Below are 17,994 nucleotides of genomic sequence, written 5' to 3'. Positions count from 1 at the left end.
TCCGTGATTTATTCAATAACTTTTGGTACCAGGTACAGGCCGTCCTGGGTTTTCGGCGCCGGCGCCTGATAATCGTCGCGGCGGTTGTCTTCGGTGACGACATCGTCGCGCAGGCGCAGCGACAGCGAATCCATGACGGCGGCCAGCGGCTGTGACAGCGGCGCCACGCCGGTGGTGTCGATTGCCTGCATTTGCTCAGCCAGTGCAAAGATGCCGTTTAATTCATTCAATGCGGTTTCGGCGTGAGCCTCGTCCATATCGAGCTGCGCCAGGTGGGCAATGCGTTTTACATCTGAAAGTGTCAGGGACATGGCAGGGTAGCGCGGCGCTGGCCGCGTTCAAAATGTTATGAGACGAATAGTGAAATTTGAATAACAGAGCGTTAAAGACGATAAAAGCTTATTAATAACTGCGATCTCGTCCGCCGAACTGGCGTGGAAAACACCGGTTTTTCAGCATTTACACCGCAAATTATAAGGTAGAATGGCGGGCTAATGCGTTGTGGAGACTGAATCCTGGTCACCGCGGCTTGCGAAACGGCGTGACGGTGCGGCAGTATCCGCGCGGCGACCGTATCCTTATTAATGATAAACGCGCAGCCGATTGCGCTACAGGACACACATGTTTGGTTTTTTACGCAGCTATTTTTCGAACGATCTCGCAATTGACCTGGGTACGGCGAACACGCTGATTTACGTGCGCGGCCTCGGTATCGTCCTGGATGAGCCGTCGGTTGTGGCGATCCGCCAGGAAGGCGGCCCGAATGGCAAGAAAACCATCCAGGCGGTCGGTAAGGAAGCCAAGCAGATGCTTGGTAAAGTGCCGGGCAATATCGAGGCGATCCGCCCGATGAAAGACGGCGTGATCGCCGACTTCACCGTGACCGAGCAGATGCTCAAGCAGTTCATCCGGATGGTGCACGATTCCAAATTCTTCCGTCCTTCGCCGCGCATCATCATTTGCGTCCCGTGCGGTTCGACCCAGGTCGAGCGCCGCGCGATCCGTGAATCGGCGCTCGGCGCCGGCGCCTCGCAGGTGTACCTGATCGAAGAGCCAATGGCCGCGGCAATCGGCGCCGGCCTGCCGGTGTCCGATGCAACCGGTTCGATAGTCGTCGACATCGGCGGCGGCACCACCGAAGTGGGCATCATCTCGCTGGGCGGCATGGTCTACAAGGGTTCGGTGCGCGTCGGCGGCGACAAGTTCGACGAGGCGATCGTCAACTACATCCGCCGCAACTACGGCATGCTGATCGGCGAGCAGACCGCCGAAGCGATCAAGAAGGCCATCGGTTCGGCGTTCCCGGGTTCGGAAGTCAAGGAAATGGAAGTCAAGGGCCGCAACCTGTCCGAAGGCATTCCACGCTCGTTTACGATCTCGTCGAACGAGATCCTCGAAGCGCTGACCGACCCGCTCAACAACATCGTTTCGGCGGTGAAGAATGCGCTCGAACAGACCCCGCCGGAACTGGGCGCCGACATCGCCGAAAAAGGCATGATGCTGACCGGCGGCGGCGCGCTGCTGCGTGACCTGGACCGCCTGCTGATGGAAGAAACCGGCCTGCCGGTGCTGGTCGCCGAAGACCCGCTCACCTGCGTGGTGCGCGGTTCGGGCATGGCGCTTGAGCGCATGGACAAGCTTGGCTCGATCTTCTCGTACGAGTGATCGCTCGCTGGCGGCGCCTTGTGCCGCGGCCTGCCCCGTGCCCTGGCACGGATGTCCGGAACGATGCGGGGCGCTTGTGCGCCCCGCCTGGTGAGCCTGGCGCACCGCGCCGTCATCTTCACACCTGAAACTCATGGAATACAGCCCACCGCCACTGTTCAAGCAAGGCGCCCCAGCGCGGGTCAAGGTGATTGTGTTCGCTCTTATCTCCATCGTGCTGCTGCTGGTCGACGCGCGCATGAACACCCTTGCCAGCATCCGCCAGGTCGCCGGCACCGTCCTCTATCCCCTGCAAATGGCTGCGCTGATGCCGCGCGAGGCGTTCGCCACGATGGGTAGCTACTTCTCGTCGCTGTCGGCGCTGCAGAAGGAAGTCCGCGATCTCAAGAACGAACGCGCCGCCAGCGCCCAGGTGATGCAGCAGGCGCGCCTTGAAATGGCCGAAAACGCGCACCTGCGCCGCCTGATGGGCGCGCGCGCGCACGTCCCCGTCAAGTCGATGATGAGCGAAATCCTGTACGACGCGCGCGATCCGTCGGCACGCAAGGTGGTGCTCGACCGCGGTTCGCGCAACGGCGTGGCGCTGGGCCTGCCGGTGATCGACAATGCCGGCGTGGTCGGCCAGGTCACGCGGGTATTCCCGTTCACCTCCGAAGTGACCCTGCTGACCGACAAGGAGCAGGCGATTCCGGTGCAGATCCTGCGCAATGGCTTGCGCAGCGTCGCCTATGGCCGCGGCAACGCCGGCACGCTGGAGCTGCGCTTTGTCGCGCCCAACGCCGACGTCCAGGTGGGCGATGTCTTGATCACCTCCGGGATGGACGGCGTGTATCCGGCCGGGCTGGCGGTGGCGAAGGTGGTCCTGGTCGAGAACAATGCGGCCGGCGCGTTCGGCCGCGTGGTGTGCCAGCCGCTCGCTGGCGTCGACCGCAACCGCCAGCTGCTGATCCTGATGTCGCTGCCCGAACTGCCACCGCGCCCGCCCGAACCGGCACCGCCGCCGGCCAAGCGCGCCCAGCGCCCGGACATGGCGCCGCTCACAACCCCGCGCGCGCCGCAGCTGCCGCCTGCCGCCGCCGCACCCGCCGTGGCGCCAGCCGCCACACCCGCGGCCGCGCCAGCCGCGACCACGCCGGCACCGGAGAGCACACGATGAACCGTCCCCATTACATCCTTTTGCCGGTCAGCCCGCTGTTCATCGCGTTCAGCCTGACCTGCGCCTTCATGCTCAACCTGCTCCCGTGGGGGAACTGGATCGGCGTTCCCGATTTCGTGGCGCTGGTGCTGGTCTTCTGGGGCATCAAGCAGCCGCGCAAGGTCGGCATCGGCGTCGCCTTCTTCATGGGCCTCCTGATGGACGTGCATGAGGCGACCCTGCTGGGCGAGAATGCGCTGGCCTACACGCTGCTGTCGTACTTCGCGATCATGATCCACCGCCGGGTCCTGTGGTTCCCGGTAATGACGCAGGCCCTCCACGTGCTGCCGCTGCTGCTGATGGCGCAGGCGATCCAGATGCTGGTACACCTGATCGGCTCGGGCAAATTCTCCGGCTGGCTGCAGTTCGTCGAAAGCGCCGTGGCCATTGCGCTATGGCCTGTGATCTCGTCCCTGCTGATGGCGCCGCAGCGCCGCGCCGTGGACCGCGACCACACACGTCCGATCTGACCGCGATGACTGAAATTAAGAACAACGACCGGGAGATTCATCGCTTCCGCATGCGCCTTGTGGCGTTCGTGGGAATCGTGTTCCTCGGATTCGGCGTGCTGGTGGCGCGTTTCGTCTGGCTGCAGGTCATCAAGTACAACGACTACGCCGCGCAGGCGGAAGACAACCGCATCGCGATCGTGCCGATCGTGCCGAACCGCGGCCTGATTGTCGACCGCAACGGTGTGGTCCTGGCGCGGAACTTCTCCGCCTACACCCTCGAGATCACGCCGTCCAAGCTGCAGGCCACCCTGGAGTCGGTCATCGACGAGCTGTCCAAGCTGGTCGAGGTGAGCCCGCGCGACCGCAAGCGCTTCAAGCGCCTGCTGGAAGAGTCGCGCAGCTTCGCCAGTGTGCCGCTGCGCACCCGCCTGACCGACGACGAGGTGGCGCGCTTCACCGCCCAGCGTTTCCGCTTCCCCGGCGTCGAGGTGCAGGCGCGCCTGTTCCGCCAGTACCCGCAGGGCGAAGTGGCCTCGCACGTGATCGGCTACATCGGCCGGATCAACCAGCGCGACGCCAAGATCATCGATGCCAGCGAAGACGCGGCCAATTACAACGGCACCGACCATATCGGCAAGGAGGGCCTCGAAAAAAGCTACGAGGCGCACCTGCATGGCCGCACCGGTTACGAAAAAGTCATCAAGACCGCCGGTGGACGCGCGGTGTCGACCTTGTCGCGCACCGAAGCGACGCCGGGCAGCAACCTGATCCTGTCGGTCGATATCGAGCTGCAGAAGATCGTCGAGCAGGCCTACGGCGATTTCAAGGGCGCCTTCGTCGCCATCGAGCCGGAGACCGGCGACGTGCTGGCCTACGTATCGCGCCCGGGCTACGACCCCAACCTGTTCGTCGACGGCATCGACACCCAGAACTGGAATGAACTCAACACGTCGGAAGACCGGCCGATGATGAACCGTCCGCTGTCGGGCACCTACCCGCCGGGATCGACCTTCAAGCCGTTCATGGCGCTGGCCGCGCTGGAGCAGGGCCGCCGCACGCCGTCGCAGGGCATTTCGGACGCCGGCTACTTCATGCTGGGCGGGCACCGCTTCAACGATGACAAGCCGGGCGGCCACGGTTTCGTCAACATGCACGATTCGATCGTCGCCTCGTGCGACACCTACTACTACCAGCTCGGCAACGAGATGGGCGTCGATAACATCCACGCGTTCATGAAGCAGTTCGGCTTCGGCGAAAAGACCGGCATCGACCTCGAACACGAGAAGACCGGCGTGCTGCCGTCGACCGCCTGGAAGCGCGAACGCTACAAGAACAACAAGGCGATGCAGAAGTGGCACGCCGGCGAAACCATTTCGGTATCGATCGGGCAGGGCGCCAACAACTACACGATGCTGCAGCTGGCCCATGCGGTCTCGATCCTGGCCAACAACGGCGTGGTGATGAAGCCGCACCTGGTCAAGATCGTCGAGGATGGCGCAACCCGCGCACGCACCTTGACGGTGCCGAAGGAAACGCGCCGGGTGCCGCTCAAGCAGGAGAACATCGACGTGATCAAGCGCGCGCTGGTCGGCGTGAATACCGAGGCGACGGGCACTGGCCGCATCGCCTTTGCCAACGCCGGCTATACGTCGGCCGGCAAGACCGGTACCGCCCAGGTGATCGGCCTGAGAGGCCAGAAGTACAACGCCAGCCGGATCGCCGAGAAGTACCGCGACAACGCGCTGTATATCGCGTTCGCCCCGGCCGACAAGCCGCGCATCGCGCTGGCGATGGTGGTCGAGAACGCCGGCTTCGGCGCCGCCGCAGCCGCGCCGATCGCGCGCAAGGCGATGGATTACTACCTGCTCGGCAAGCGTCCGGCGATCAAGGACCCTGCCGCACCGGCGGCCCCGGCGGCCCCCGCACACTGAGGATGAACATGCGCATCAACGAACGCCGCTCGCTCTGGCGCCGCATGCGGCCCTACTTCACCGTATTCGACGGTCCGCTGGCGATGATCGTGTTCCTGCTGGTCTGCACCAGCCTGGTAACCCTGTACTCGGCCGGTATCGACTTCCCGGGCCGGGTCGAAGGTCAGATCCGCAACATCATCGTGGCGTTCGTGTTCATGTGGATGGCCGCACTGGTGCCGCCGCAAATGCTGATGCGCCTCGCGGTGCCGATCTACACCTTCGGCGTCGCGCTGCTGATCGCGGTGTTCATGTTCGGCATCATCAAGAAGGGCGCGCGCCGCTGGCTGCACATCGGTATCGATATCCAGCCATCCGAGATCATGAAGATCGCGATGCCGCTGATGCTGGCCTGGTACTTCCAGCAGCGCGCCGGCGTGGTGAAATGGAGCTCGTTCCTGGTCGCTGCCGTGCTGCTGGCGGTACCGGTCGGCCTGATCCAGCTGCAGCCCGACCTCGGCACCTCGCTGCTGGTGCTGGCGTCCGGGATGTTCGTGATCTTCCTGGCCGGGCTGTCGTGGAAGGCCATCGCCGGACTGGTGGTGGCGTTCTTCGCCAGCCTGCCGGTGGCCTGGTCGCTGATGCACGACTACCAGCGCGAGCGGGTGATGACCTTGATCGACCCCACCGCCGACCCGCTCGGCAAGGGGTTCCACATCCTGCAGTCGATCATCGCGATCGGATCGGGCGGCATGACCGGCAAGGGCTGGCTGCATGGCTCCCAGGCCCACCTCGAATTCGTCCCCGAAGCGACCACCGACTTCGCGTTCGCGGTGTTCGCCGAAGAGTTCGGGCTGGTCGGCAACCTGGTCCTGCTGTTCATGTACATGCTGCTGATCGGCCGCGGACTGATGATCGCGGCCAACGCCGCCAACCTGTTTTCACGCCTGCTGGCCGGCGCGATCTCGATGCTGTTCTTTACCTTCGTGTTCATCAACATGGGCATGGTGAGCGGCATCCTGCCGGTGGTCGGCGTGCCGCTGCCGTTCCTCAGCTACGGCGGCACCGCCTTGATGACGCTGGGCCTGTGCCTCGGCATCCTGATGAGTATCCAGCGCCACCGCAAGCTGGTGCAGACATGATGCCGCCCGCGCTGGCAAGGCTGGCGCCAGCGCTGGCCGCGCTGGTGCTGGCCGGTTGCGGCAGCACCTCGGGCAGCGAGAAGCGGTCGATCTGGCCGTTTCCGGCACCGTTCCACAAGGCCGAACGCCATCCCAAGGTCAATCCGGACCTGCCGCTGCTGCCGCCGGCTAATTCCGGGCGCGGCGGCTATTACAAGGACGACGGGCCGGGCGACAATCCGCCGGAGAACCTGAACGATGTCGCCGACGCCGAAGTGCGCGCCGAACCCTATTCGAAGTATGCCAACCGCCCGTACACGATATTCGGCAAAACCTACGTGCCGGTAACCCACGACGAGCCGTTCGTGCAGCGTGGCGTGAGCAGCTGGTACGGCAAGAAGTTCCACGGGCAGCGCACCTCGTCCGGCGAGATCTACGACATGTACAAGATGACGGCGGCCCATCCGACCTTGCCGATTCCGTCGTTCGCGCGGGTGACCAGTGTCGCCACCGGCAAGCAGGTGGTGGTGCGGATCAACGATCGCGGCCCGTTCCATGCCGGCCGCGTGATCGACGTGTCGTTCACCGCGGCGCTCAAGCTTGGGCTGCTTCAAAAAGGCAGCCACGAGGTGCTGGTCGAACGCCTGTTGCCGAACCGCGGAGTCACGCTTGCCGAGCAGCGCCGCAACGCGCCGCAGAGCGCGATTCCCGACACTGCGCGCGACAGCGCGCCGGCCGGCATCGCCGCGCTGATGCTGAACGATCGCGCGCCGGATGCCGAGGCGTCGACCGAGCGTCCGGCAGCGGCGCCATCGAACGCCTTCTACCTGCAGCTGGGCGCCTATGCGCGCGCCGACAAGGCCGAACAGGCGCTCGAGCGCCTGCGTAACAATACGGCGGTGCGCGGGGCACTGGAAGTGGTCAGGGGCGGCGCCATGCACCGCCTGTTCAGCGGTCCGTTCGCCACCCGCGACGAGGCCAACGAGGCGCTGGCCGCGTTAAAGGCGCTGGGCTTGACGCCGCTGGTGGTGCGGCGCTAGCGGCGCGCTATTTGCAGAGGCGTGCGCGCTGGCCAGGGAACGTCGCGGCGACGCGGTCGATGCGGTCGCGCATGGCCGGTTCGACATCGCGGAAACGGTAGTTGACGCGCGTGACCTGGGCGCCTCGGCCGCTGATGCGCGCGCCTTGCACGCCCTGTTTGTTCAGCGCCGCGAGCAAGGTCTTGGCGGCGTTCTCCGATTTGAACACGCCCAGTGAAATCGCCCACTTCATCGGCGTGTTGTCGGGAATGACGTAGTAATTGGTGACCCCGAGGTTTTTCAGTTCTTCCGCCTTGCCGTCGGCTGCCGCGCGCGTTGCCTGCGGCGGGATATGCACCATGTAGCTGCCCACTTCGGTGCTGGTGACGTTCTGGCGCAGCGGCTTGAGCGGGCCGAGCGCGGCGATGCGCGCGTCGAAGCGGCGTGCGTCGACGGCGGCCAGGTTGCCCACTTCAACGCAGGCGATCAAGAGCGGGGCGGCGGCGACCGGCTGCAGTGCGGGCGCGGGCGCGGCGTCGGCCACGGCGGCTTTTACCGCCGTGGCCTGGGCGGCCGGCACAAGTTTGAGCTTGTCGGCGTTGAGCTGGTTCTTCATGCGCGCCGGTTCGCGCTCGTTGCCCTTGAAGTTGCCGAGGTAGCCGCGGCCATACGCGAACAGCGCGGCGTTAATCGACAGCAGAATCCAGAAGAGAAATTTCAGCACAGCTTATCCCGAAGAAGTGGCGGCCGCATGCAAGCCGACCAGGACGATATTATCGATGAGCCGGTGCGGGATGGATAGAGCCGGCGCAATATGCGGCGCCGCACCGCCCGAGATCAGGCACAGCGCGCCGCCATGCAGGCGGCTGGCGCGCTCGATCGCCCCAGCCTGGGCCGACAGGCATCCTGACCGGATCGCGTCGCTGGTGTTGTCGGCAAACGGCGGCGGCAGCGCGCCGGCGGCTGGCACCTGCGGCAGCTGCGCCGTGTTGGCGGCCAGCGACGCGGCCATCAGGCCGAGGCCCGGCAAGATCATTCCGCCGATGAACACGCCGTCCTGGCTGACAGCGTCGATGGTTGTCGCCGTGCCGCAGGTGGCCACCACCAGCGCCATCCCCGGCGCCAGCGCGCGCGCGCCGAGCGCCGCGGCAAAACGGTCGCAGCCGAGTTGTGCCGGATCGCGGTAGCTGTTGCGCAGGCCGGCCAGCTGGGGCGCCGCCGCGAACCAGGTCACCGGCACCGCCGGCAGCATCAGCTGCAGCTGGTCGCGCACACGCTGCCCGGCGACATTCGAGACGATCACGCTGGCGATGTGCGCGTCGCGCCAGACTTCGGGCAGGTGATTCAGGTCGGCGTTGGCGACGGCGCCGCTGGCGCGCCAGTGTCCCGGCGCGGCGCCCTGGTCGGCCAGGGCCCATTTGATGCGGGTGTTGCCGGCGTCGACGATCAGCAGCATGCTAGGCCTCGCGCGTGCGCAGCGACACGTCGCCAGCCAGCACCGTGATGCGGCCCTCGGCGCAGTCGAGCAGCAGGCGGCCTTCGTCGTCGACCCCGGCGGCGGTCCCCTCATGCAGGACGGCGCCATTATCGAGAATCGACACCAGCCGCCCCTGCCAGGCGTGCAGGCGGTTCCAGCGCGCGCTGAACGCGCGGAACCGCGACTGGCGGAATTCCGCCAGCGTGCGCGCCAGGCTGGCCAGCAGCGCCGCCATCAGCGCGTCGCGGTCCATCTGGGCCAGCCACGGCGCCGCGGCCACGCTGCGGCCGATGCGCTGTTCCAGGTCGTCGGGCATGCGCAGGTTCATCCCCACACCGATGATGGCCCAGATACCGCCGCCGCTTGCTGCCTGGGTTTCGATCAGCACCCCGGCCAGCTTGCTGCCGTCCTTGAGCATGTCGTTGGGCCATTTCAGCTGGACCTGGACGCCGCAGGCGGCCAGCGCCTCGGCCAGCGCGACGCCGACCGCCAGCGGCAGTCCGGCCAGCTGCTGCAGCGGCAGGTCGAATTTCCATGCCAGCGAAAAGGTCAGCGAGTCGCCCGGCGCCGACAACCAGCTGCGTCCGGCGCGGCCCCGTCCCGCGCTCTGGTGTTCGGCGATCAGCAGGGTAGGGCCGGCAAGCGCCGGTGCGCGCGCCAGCAGGTCGGCATTGGTCGACCCGGTTTCCGCGACCACTTCCACGGCGACCTGCGTGCCGCTCGCCAGGCCGATGGCGGCGGCGTTCATGGCGCTTCCTTGCGGGCCTTGTGCGGCGCGCGCGAGAACGCGAAGTCATAGACGGTATTGGGCAGTGCGCGCAGCAGCTTGGCCACCACGCCCATCTGCCAGGGAATGACGGCGTAGCTGGCGCCGCGATCGATCTTGTCGGCCGCTTGCGCGGCGAAGCGCGCGGCCGGCATCAGGAAGGGCATCGGGTACTTGTTATGGCGCGTCATCGGCGTGTCGATGTAGCCGGGCGCGATGGTAACTACCTTGATGCCATCGGGTTTGAGTTCGAGCCGCAGCGATTCGCAGTAGGCCAGCACGGCCGCCTTCGACGCGCTGTAGGCGCCGGCGCCAGGCAGGCCTCGGATGCCGGCAACGCTGCCGATACCCACCAGCCGGCAAGGGCCGCCCTGGGCCTTCATCGTGGCGATGAACGGCGCGAAGGTGGCGACCGTGGCGCTGACGTTGGTGGCGAGGATGGTGTCGAACACCGGCAGGTCGGCGGCGAATTCGGTCAGGGTGCCGTGCGAGATGCCGGCATTGGCGATGACGACGTCGGCGCCGCCGTGCGCGGCGATGAAGTCTTGCGCGGCGCCGGCGAGCGCCGCATGGTCGGTGACGTCGAGCGCGTAGACCTTGTGCAGGTGCGGGTTGGGCAGGCTGGCGGCGAGCTGCTCAAGCAGTTCGCGGCGCCGTGCCACCAGTCCCAGCACGGCGCCGCGCGCTGCATATTCGGCGGCGAGGGCCGCGCCGATGCCGGAGGATGCGCCCGTAATGAATACGCGTGTCATGGCCGGGCGCATCGCCTGCTTATTTGCTGGCTTTTACTTTGGCGACCAGGTGGTTCAGCACCAGTAGTCCGCCTTGCTGCTGTTCGGCTTCGGTCTGGTCGGTCTTGACGTTGACGTTGGCCAGCGAAGGGGACGTCAGGTAGCGTCCGCCGACCGCGAGGATAGGCCAGTGGTCGATCTTGTACGCTTCCATCATGGCGGCGGCGCGGCGGGTCTTGGCTTCCATGCCGAACGAGCGGTAGGCGGCGATGAATTTGGCGCGGTCGATGCCGGCTTTCTCGGCCCAGTCGAACACCGCTTCATCGTTCTGGAAGCGCTGGCGCTCGTTGTGCATCGCGTGGAACACCTTGGCGTGGTACTGCTCGACCAGACCGAGCGCCTCCAGCGTGTAGTAGAGGCGCTGCTGCGGCAGCACACCCTGGCCGCGCGTGATGTGCACGCGCTTGAAGACGATATTGCTACCTTGCTTTTTCACCCACTCGGCCAGCATCGGGTCGAACGAGTGGCAATGCGGGCAGGCGTAGTCGAAGAATTCGGTGACTTCGACCTTGTTGCCGGAGTCGGTGTTCTGCGCTTCCGGCAGGGTCAGGTACTCGGTGCCGTTGGCCGGATTGGCTGGGGAGGCGCTGGCGGTTGCGGCAACGGCGCACAGTGCGGCGGCGCACAGGATGGTACGAATGAGTCGCATGCTGGAAGTCTCCGGGGTTGACGGTTATTTTTGATTGCGGACGATGGCCACGTCGACGCCAGCGTCGACCAGCTTGGCGCGCGCGCGGTTCATGGTTTCGACCTGGTTGTACGGGCCGATACGCACGCGGTGCAGCACCTCGGGACCGTTGGTGCGGTCGCTGATGGCGGCCTCGAAGCCGAGCAGGGCCAGCTTGGCGCGGGTGTTCTCGGCGTCGGCCATCTCGCGGAAGGCGCCCGCCTGCAGGTAGTAGATGATCTTGTCTTCGCCGGTATCGGCGGCGGCGGGTGGCGGCGCTGGCGTCGGCGCCGCTGCCGGAGCCGCAGCCTCGGCGTCCTTGTCGATATCGGCGATGACTGCTGCCAGCGGATCGGCTTCGGGCGCCTTCGGCTTGCCCGCGAACTGCTTGTTCGCTTCGCGCGCGGCCTGCTTGTCGCCGTACAGCGGCTTGTTGGGATCGGCCGCCTGGCCGGCCTGCGGCTCGCCCATTTTTCCGAGCTTGCCGGTCTTGTCGGTAAACGGCGTGGCGCCCTTGGTGATCAGGAGCGCCACGATCACGGCGATCACCAGGCCGATGATCAGGCCGATGATGATGCCGGTGAGGGTATTGCCGCGCTGGCGCGCGTGCGAAAAGGAGCGGAGTTGTGCTTTCATCTGGACCCTGGGTTGGGGGTTACATCTTGTTTGGTGCGGACACGCCGATCAGCGCAAGGCCGTTGCGCAGGACCTGGCGGGTGGCCGTGGCCAGCGCCAGGCGGGCCAGCTTGAGCGGCTCGTCGTCGTCGAGCAGCCATTTGTTAGCGAAGTAGTAGCTGTGCAGTTCGCCGGCCAGCTCGCGCAGGTAGAACGCGACCTGGTGCGGGCCCAGCTCGGCCTGGGCGCGCGCCAGCACCTCCGGGTAGGCCGCCAGCTTGGCGAGCAGGCTCGCTTCGTGCGGGGCCGCCAGCAGCGACAGGTCGGCGTTGGCCAGCTGCGCCTCGTCGCCGCCCCAGTTTGCCAGCGCCGAGCAGATGCGCGCATGGGCGTACTGCACGTAATAGACCGGATTCTCGTCGTTGGTGGCCAGCGCGACGTCGACATCGAAAACGAATTCGGTGTCGGCCTTGCGCGAAATGAGGAAGAAGCGCACCGCGTCGCGGCCTTTGCCGATGTCGCCGCCGCCCGACCATTCGATCAGGTCGCGCACGGTAACGTAGGAGCCGGCGCGCTTGGAGATCTTGACCTCTTCGCCGTTTTTCATGACGGTGACCATCTTGTGCAGCACGTAGTCCGGATAGCCCTGCGGGACGCCCATGTCGACCGCCTGCAGGCCGGCGCGCACGCGCGCGATGGTGCCGTGGTGGTCGCTGCCCTGGATGTTGATGGCCTGGACAAAGCCGCGCTGCCACTTGGTGATGTGGTACGCCACGTCCGGCACGAAATAGGTATAGGTGCCGTCGGACTTGCGCATTACGCGGTCCTTGTCGTCGCCGTAGTCGGTGGTGCGCAGCCACAGCGCGCCTTCGTGATCGTAGGTCTTGCCCGAGCCGATCAGGGTGCTGACGGCGCTGTCGACCTTGCCTTCGCTGTACAGCGACGACTCGAGGTAGTAGTTGTCGAACTTGACGCCGAACGCCTGCAGGTCGATGTCCTGCTCGTTGCGCAGGTAGGTGACGGCAAATTTGCGGATCGACTCAATGTCGTCGGCGTTGCCGCTGGCGGTGGCCGGCTCGCCATCGCTGGCCGAAACCGTTTTACCGGCCAGGAAGTCGTCGGCGATGTCCTGGATGTAGTCGCCGTTGTAGGCCGATTCGGGCCAGCCGGCATCGCCCGGCTTGATGCCGCGCGCGCGCGCCTGCACCGAGTTGGCCAGGGTTGCGATCTGGACGCCGGCGTCGTTGTAGTAGAACTCGCGGGTGACGTCGAAGCCCTGCGCATTGAACAGCGAGGACAGCGCGTCGCCCAGCGCGGCCTGGCGGCCGTGGCCGACGTGCAGCGGGCCGGTTGGATTGGCCGAGACGAATTCGAGGATGACTTTCTTGCCCTGGCCAACGTCGCTGCGGCCGAACTGGGCTTGCTGCTGCAGGATCGTGCGCACCACCGACTGCTTGGCGCTGGCGGCCACGCGCAGGTTGATGAAGCCTGGGCCGGCGATGTCGGCGCTGTCGATCAGGCCCTTGCCAGCCGGGTTTTCCAGCAGGCCGGCGACGATTTTGGTGGCCAGTTCGCGCGGATTCATCTTGAGCTGCTTGGCCAGCTGCATCGCGATATTGCAGGCGATGTCGCCATGCGAGGGGTCGCGCGGACGCTCCAGCGTCACGGTCGGCGTGAGGCCGCTGCCTTCGAGGACAGGGGCGAGGGCGGCCTGGAACAGGGCGACGATTTCTTGTTTTTGTTGGGCGAGCATGTGCGGCGATCTGACAAAGTTAATGTGCGGTGGCGGGGCCACGGGCGAAGATTGGTCAATTATACTGGTTTGGCGCCTTCCGGAGTATCGCCGGCCCGCTCCGCTGGCGGTCCGTTTAAGCCAGGCTTACGGATTCACCCGGTACAATGGCGCCTTTCATTCGCACTATTGTAAAGACGACCATGACCGACAAGCGTCCGACGCTCTCCCTGAAGCCAGCGCCAAAGACCACCGGCGCGCCGAAGCGCGCGCCCGCGCCTGCCGTGCGGCCAAGCTACGAGGTCAAGCCGGTGCTGCAAAGCGGCTACCGGCCCGACCTGCGCGACGACTCGCTGGCGCTGGCCCTGTCGGGCGCCGCGCACGCGGTGGCCCAGGTGCGCGGCGGGGTCACCTTGCCGCAGGCGCTCGGTGTGGCGTTCGGCGTGATGGACGCCTCCCCGCAGGCGCGCGGCGCGATCCAGGACATTGCTTACCGGGCCATGCGCAAGCTGGGCCGCAGCGAATCGCTGATCGCCCTGATGACCTCGAAAGCGCCGGAGCCGCCGATGCTCGCCGGCCTGCTGTGCAGCGCGCTGGCGCTGCTCGACACGCGCAGCGGCGAGGACGCCGCCTATGAGGAATTCACCGTCGTCGACCAGGCCGTCACGGCCGCGGCATCGCATCCCGACATGGCGCATGCGCGCGGCATGGTCAACGCCGTGCTGCGCCGCTTCCTGCGCGAGCGCGCGGCGCTGGTGGCCGAGGTGGTGCGCCAGCCGGTCGCCGAATGGAACTACCCCGACTGGTGGATCGATGCGGCCAGGGCGGCGTACCCGCGCCAGTGGCAGCAGATCCTCGCCGCCGGCAACGAGGCGCCGCCACTGACCCTGCGCGTCAACCGGCGCAAAAGCAGCGTCGCCGACTACCTCGGGCTGCTGGCCGATGCCGGCATCGGCGCCAGCCAGATCGGCCCGGCCGCGGTGCGCCTCGACCAGCCGCTGCCGGTCGCCCAGATCCCCGGCTTCGAGGGCGGCGTGGTGTCGGTGCAGGACGCCGGCGCCCAGGTCGCCGCGCCGCTGCTCGACCTGGCTGACGGCATGCGCGTGCTCGACGCCTGCGCGGCCCCGGGCGGCAAGACCGGCCACATACTGGAGCTGGCCGAGGTCAGCCTGGTGGCGCTCGACTCCGACCCCAAGCGCCTGGTGCGGGTGCGCGAGAACCTCGACCGCCTCGGCCTGCAGGCCACGCTGGCCTCCGGCCTGGCGCAGCAGGGCGACTGGTGGGACGGCCAGCAGTTCGACCGCATCCTGGCCGACGTGCCGTGCACGGCGTCGGGCATCGTGCGGCGCCACCCGGATATCCGCTGGCTGCGCCGCAAGGGCGACACGCTCCAACTTGCAACACTTTCGGCCAAAATTCTCGACAACCTTTGGCAGATGCTGCGGCCCAATGGTAAATTGCTGTTCGTGACATGTTCGCTATGGCCCCAGGAATCGGAGGCGCAGGCCGCCGCGTTCGCTGTGCGCCACCAGGCGATTCGCCTCGACGCGCCAGGCCAGCTGCTTCCGGGCGCCGCTGCCGGGCAGGATCACGACGGATTGTTTTACGCGCTATTCCAAAAGAAGGCGGCGTAACGCGGGTTTCCGGCAATTCAAACGATGATTAAGGCTCTGGCCCACTTGTGACACACCGATTTCTCCGACTCCTGGCATGCCAGCTGCTGCTGGCGCTTGCATGCGTCCAGGCGCATGCTGCCGATGGCGTAGACGTCACGCGTGCCCGCATCGAGGCCACCGAGGACGGTTACAAGCTCGACGCCGCATACTCCTTCGAACTGACCCCCGCCGTGGAGGACGCGATCCACCATGGCGTCGACCTGTACTTCACGACCGAGGTGCGCCTGACGCGCCCGCGCTGGTACTGGCGCGACGAGAAGGCAGCGGCGGCCAAGCAGACCATCCGCATCTGGTACAACGTGATCACGCGCGAGTACAACGTCATGACCCTGGGCAGCGTCAAGCAAAGCTTTCAGACGCTGGAAGACGCGATGTTCCTGATCCGCCGCCCCAGCCGCTGGGTGGTCGCGCCCAAAAGCGCGCTGACGCCAGGCCAAACCTACGACGTCACGCTGCGCATGGGGATGAACCGCGACTACATGTCGAAGCCGATCCAGGTCAATGCGGTCAGTAACGCGGGCTGGCGCTTGTCGTCCGATTACAAGACCTTCACCTACAAGGCCGAGTAAGTGAAACAGGGACTGCGGTACGCGGTAGTCGTCGCTGGTGGCGTCACCAGCATTCTCTTGTTCCTGCTTGCCAGCGCCTCCGACAGCACCGGCTTCCTCGACCGCTACTACTCCTGGCTGCTCGGCCTGAACGCCGCGGTCGCCGCGACCCTGCTGGTGTTCTCGATCGTTGCGCTGGCGCGCCTGTATTCCCGCTACAAGTCAGGCAAGTTCGGCTCGCGCCTGATGGCGCGCCTGATGATGCTGTTCGCCGCCATCGGCATTTTGCCGGGGCTGGTGATCTTCCTGGTATCGGTGCAGTTCGTATCGCACTCGATCGAGTCCTGGTTCGACGTCAAGATCGAAGCGGCGCTGCAGTCGGGCGTGAACCTCGGGGTGGCGGCGCTCGACCAGGCCTTGTCGGAACTGGGCGCGCAGACCGAGGTCACGGCGGCCACGGTGGCCGGGCAGGACAGCGGCTCCAGCCAGCAAATCCTCAAGCGGCTGCTTGACGAACGCGAAGGCATGCAGAACGCGATGATCATCGGCGCCGACGGCAAGGTGGTGGCCAGCGCCTCGACCAACCGCCGCATCGCCGACCTGCAGGCCGACGTGCCGACCCCGCAAATGCTGCTGCAGGCCGTGATGCCGGGCGGGTACGCGCGCCCGGAAGGCGGCATCGAGCGCGACTTCCGCCAGGCGCCCGGCGCTTCCGATACCGCGCAGGACGCCGCCACCGGCCTGCGCCTGCGGGTGGTGCAGGCGATCCCCGAGCCGCCCGGCGCGCAGCCGCGCTTTTTGCAGCTGATGCAGGCGGTGCCGGTGAACCTTGCCTCCAACGCCGAAGTGCTGCGCAGCGCCTACAGCGAATACCAGGAACGCTTCGTGGCGCGGGTCGCGCTGCGCGAGATGTACATCGAGACCCTGACATTGACCCTGCTGCTGGCGATTTTCGGCGCCATCGCCAGCGCCTTCGTTATCGCCGGGCGGCTGGCGCAGCCGCTGCTGGTGCTGGCCGAAGGCACGCGCGCGGTGGCCGAGGGCGACCTGTCGCCGCGCCCGATCGTCGCCACCAACGATGAATTGGGCACCCTGACGCAGTCGTTCAACATGATGACCGGCCAGCTGTTCGAAGCGCGCAGCGCGGTCGAACGCAACCGCTCGGCGCTGCAGAGCGCCAAGGCCCACCTTGAATCGGTGCTGGCCAATATGTCGGCCGGCGTGATCGTGCTGGACGCCGACTTCCACGTGGTGAACTCGAACGAGGCGGTGGAACATATCCTGCAGCAGCCAGTGGCCGCGCATCTGGGCGTCACGCTGTCGGATATCGCCGGCCTCGAAGTATTTGCCAACGCGGTCAACCGCGCGTTCTCGGCCCAGAGCGCGGGATCGGCGGCCGGCAGCGCGCGCCTGCGCAGCCACTGGCAGCAGCAGATCGAGATTCCGCGCCGTCCCGGCAGCGGCGACGACCATGACCTGACCTTGCTGGCGCGCGGTTCGCGCCTGCCGGTGGGCGCCGGCAGCGGCTTCATCGTCGTATTCGACGATATCTCGGACGTGATCTCGGCCCAGCGATCGATCGCATGGGGCGAAGTGGCGCGCCGCCTGGCGCACGAAATCAAGAACCCGCTCACGCCGATCCAGCTGGCCGCCGAACGGATGCAGATGAAGCTCGAGGCCCACCTGCCGCAGAAGGAAGCCGACCTGCTCAATCGCGGCACCGCCACCATCGTCAACCAGGTCGATGCGATGAAGCGCATGGTCGACGACTTCCGCGACTACGCCAAGGCGCCGCCGGCCCAGCTGCAAACGCTGGACCTGAATGCGCTGATCGGCGAGATCCTCGAACTGTACCTGGCCGGCGACGGCAGCGACATCATTCACGCCGCGCTGGCGCCGCGACTGCCGTCGGTGATGGGCGACCCGACCCAGCTGCGCCAGGTGATCCACAACCTGCTGCAGAACGCGCAGGATGCGATGAACGACCGCGAACCGAGCGCGCCGCCGCCGCGCATCGACGTCACCACCGAGGCGATCCACTACCAGGGCGCGGGTGGCGCGGCCGGTACCGCGGTGCGGCTGGCGATCGTCGACAACGGCCCCGGATTCGCGCCGCGCATCCTGGCGCGCGCCTTCGAACCCTACGTCACATCGAAGGTGCGCGGCACCGGACTTGGGCTGCCAATGGTGAAAAAAATCATCGATGAACACGGCGGCCGGATCGACATCCAGAACCGCAGTGACGGAACAGGCGCGTCCGTCTTGATTTTGCTGTTAAAGTTAGCTCCTGCGACATAGTAGCGTCAGGTAAGAATCAAGAATAGAATCATGGCTTCGGCGGCATGTCATGCGTGCGGCCC

At 66.3% G+C, this 17,994-nt stretch carries 17 protein-coding genes; 9 read left to right on the top strand and 8 right to left on the bottom strand.

Annotation, left to right across the window (positions count from 1 at the left end; all coding sequences use genetic code 11):
- Positions 1-8: 8 nt before the first annotated feature.
- Entirely contained in the window at positions 9-311 is a 303-nt protein-coding gene (gene gatC / locus I4X03_RS17100; RefSeq protein ID WP_223469446.1) for an Asp-tRNA(Asn)/Glu-tRNA(Gln) amidotransferase subunit GatC, read from the bottom strand.
- 310 nt (positions 312-621) lie between these two features.
- On the opposite strand from gatC, the gene I4X03_RS17095 reads away from it, so the two are divergent.
- The 6 genes from I4X03_RS17095 (at position 622) to I4X03_RS17070 (ending at position 7,383) form a co-directional block, all read left to right on the top strand.
- Positions 622-1,665, top strand: coding sequence for a rod shape-determining protein (locus I4X03_RS17095; protein WP_223469445.1), 1,044 nt, complete (start codon positions 622-624; stop codon positions 1,663-1,665).
- Positions 1,666-1,798: 133 nt separating this feature from the next.
- Positions 1,799-2,821, top strand: a complete 1,023-nt coding sequence (gene mreC, locus I4X03_RS17090) for a rod shape-determining protein MreC (RefSeq protein ID WP_223469444.1) — start codon at positions 1,799-1,801, stop codon at positions 2,819-2,821.
- Entirely contained in the window at positions 2,818-3,330 is a 513-nt protein-coding gene (gene mreD, locus I4X03_RS17085) for a rod shape-determining protein MreD (RefSeq protein WP_223469443.1), read from the top strand. Before mreC ends, mreD begins: the two co-directional genes overlap by 4 nt.
- A 5-nt stretch (positions 3,331-3,335) precedes the next feature.
- Positions 3,336-5,243 carry a penicillin-binding protein 2 gene (mrdA, locus tag I4X03_RS17080; RefSeq protein WP_223469442.1) on the top strand — a complete coding sequence of 636 codons (1,908 nt, stop codon included), beginning with the start codon at positions 3,336-3,338 and terminating at the stop codon, positions 5,241-5,243.
- Between the two features lie 8 nt (positions 5,244-5,251).
- The gene (rodA, locus tag I4X03_RS17075; protein ID WP_223469441.1) at positions 5,252-6,364 is read left to right on the top strand and encodes a rod shape-determining protein RodA; all 1,113 of its coding nucleotides are present in this window, start codon (positions 5,252-5,254) and stop codon (positions 6,362-6,364) included.
- Positions 6,361-7,383 carry a septal ring lytic transglycosylase RlpA family protein gene (locus I4X03_RS17070; RefSeq protein ID WP_307735375.1) on the top strand — a complete coding sequence of 341 codons (1,023 nt, stop codon included), beginning with the start codon at positions 6,361-6,363 and terminating at the stop codon, positions 7,381-7,383. The genes rodA and I4X03_RS17070 overlap by 4 nt, the downstream gene beginning before the upstream one ends.
- A 7-nt stretch (positions 7,384-7,390) precedes the next feature.
- Here I4X03_RS17070 and I4X03_RS17065 read toward each other — a convergent pair whose 3' ends face one another.
- From I4X03_RS17065 to argS, 7 genes are read right to left on the bottom strand one after another with little or no spacing between them, the layout of a single operon-like run.
- Positions 7,391-8,086, bottom strand: coding sequence for an SPOR domain-containing protein (locus tag I4X03_RS17065; RefSeq protein WP_223469440.1), 696 nt, complete (start codon positions 8,084-8,086; stop codon positions 7,391-7,393).
- Between the two features lie 3 nt (positions 8,087-8,089).
- Positions 8,090-8,818, bottom strand: a complete 729-nt coding sequence (locus I4X03_RS17060) for a type III pantothenate kinase (RefSeq protein WP_223469439.1) — start codon at positions 8,816-8,818, stop codon at positions 8,090-8,092.
- A 1-nt stretch (position 8,819) separates the two neighbouring features.
- Positions 8,820-9,587, bottom strand: a complete 768-nt coding sequence (locus I4X03_RS17055; protein ID WP_223469438.1) for a biotin--[acetyl-CoA-carboxylase] ligase — start codon at positions 9,585-9,587, stop codon at positions 8,820-8,822.
- Positions 9,584-10,357 carry an SDR family oxidoreductase gene (locus I4X03_RS17050; protein ID WP_223469437.1) on the bottom strand — a complete coding sequence of 258 codons (774 nt, stop codon included), beginning with the start codon at positions 10,355-10,357 and terminating at the stop codon, positions 9,584-9,586. Before I4X03_RS17050 ends, I4X03_RS17055 begins: the two co-directional genes overlap by 4 nt.
- A 19-nt stretch (positions 10,358-10,376) precedes the next feature.
- Positions 10,377-11,045, bottom strand: a complete 669-nt coding sequence (locus I4X03_RS17045; RefSeq protein ID WP_223469436.1) for a thiol:disulfide interchange protein DsbA/DsbL — start codon at positions 11,043-11,045, stop codon at positions 10,377-10,379.
- Positions 11,046-11,069: 24 nt separating this feature from the next.
- On the bottom strand, positions 11,070-11,699 hold the full coding sequence (locus I4X03_RS17040) for an SPOR domain-containing protein (protein WP_223469435.1): 630 nt from the start codon (positions 11,697-11,699) through the stop codon (positions 11,070-11,072).
- A 19-nt stretch (positions 11,700-11,718) separates the two neighbouring features.
- Positions 11,719-13,431 (bottom strand): arginine--tRNA ligase, encoded by a 1,713-nt coding sequence (gene argS, locus I4X03_RS17035; RefSeq protein ID WP_223469434.1) that lies wholly within the window; start codon positions 13,429-13,431, stop codon positions 11,719-11,721.
- 182 nt (positions 13,432-13,613) lie between these two features.
- On the opposite strand from argS, the gene rsmB reads away from it, so the two are divergent.
- The 3 genes from rsmB to I4X03_RS17020 are packed head-to-tail and all read left to right on the top strand — an operon-like array spanning position 13,614 to position 17,932.
- Positions 13,614-15,044: a 16S rRNA (cytosine(967)-C(5))-methyltransferase RsmB gene (gene rsmB / locus I4X03_RS17030; protein WP_223469433.1), complete on the top strand. Its 1,431-nt coding sequence runs from the start codon at positions 13,614-13,616 to the stop codon at positions 15,042-15,044.
- A gap of 47 nt (positions 15,045-15,091) precedes the next feature.
- The gene (locus tag I4X03_RS17025; protein WP_223469432.1) at positions 15,092-15,655 is read left to right on the top strand and encodes a DUF4390 domain-containing protein; all 564 of its coding nucleotides are present in this window, start codon (positions 15,092-15,094) and stop codon (positions 15,653-15,655) included.
- Positions 15,656-17,932, top strand: coding sequence for a sensor histidine kinase (locus tag I4X03_RS17020; protein WP_223469431.1), 2,277 nt, complete (start codon positions 15,656-15,658; stop codon positions 17,930-17,932).
- Positions 17,933-17,994: the final 62 nt, after the last annotated feature.

The organism is Massilia soli, assembly GCF_016809835.1.
Taxonomy (GTDB): domain Bacteria; phylum Pseudomonadota; class Gammaproteobacteria; order Burkholderiales; family Burkholderiaceae_D; genus Telluria_A; species Telluria_A soli.
The sequence above is the reverse complement of the archived record's forward strand: the minus strand, read 5'-3'. Positions and strand labels throughout refer to the sequence as shown.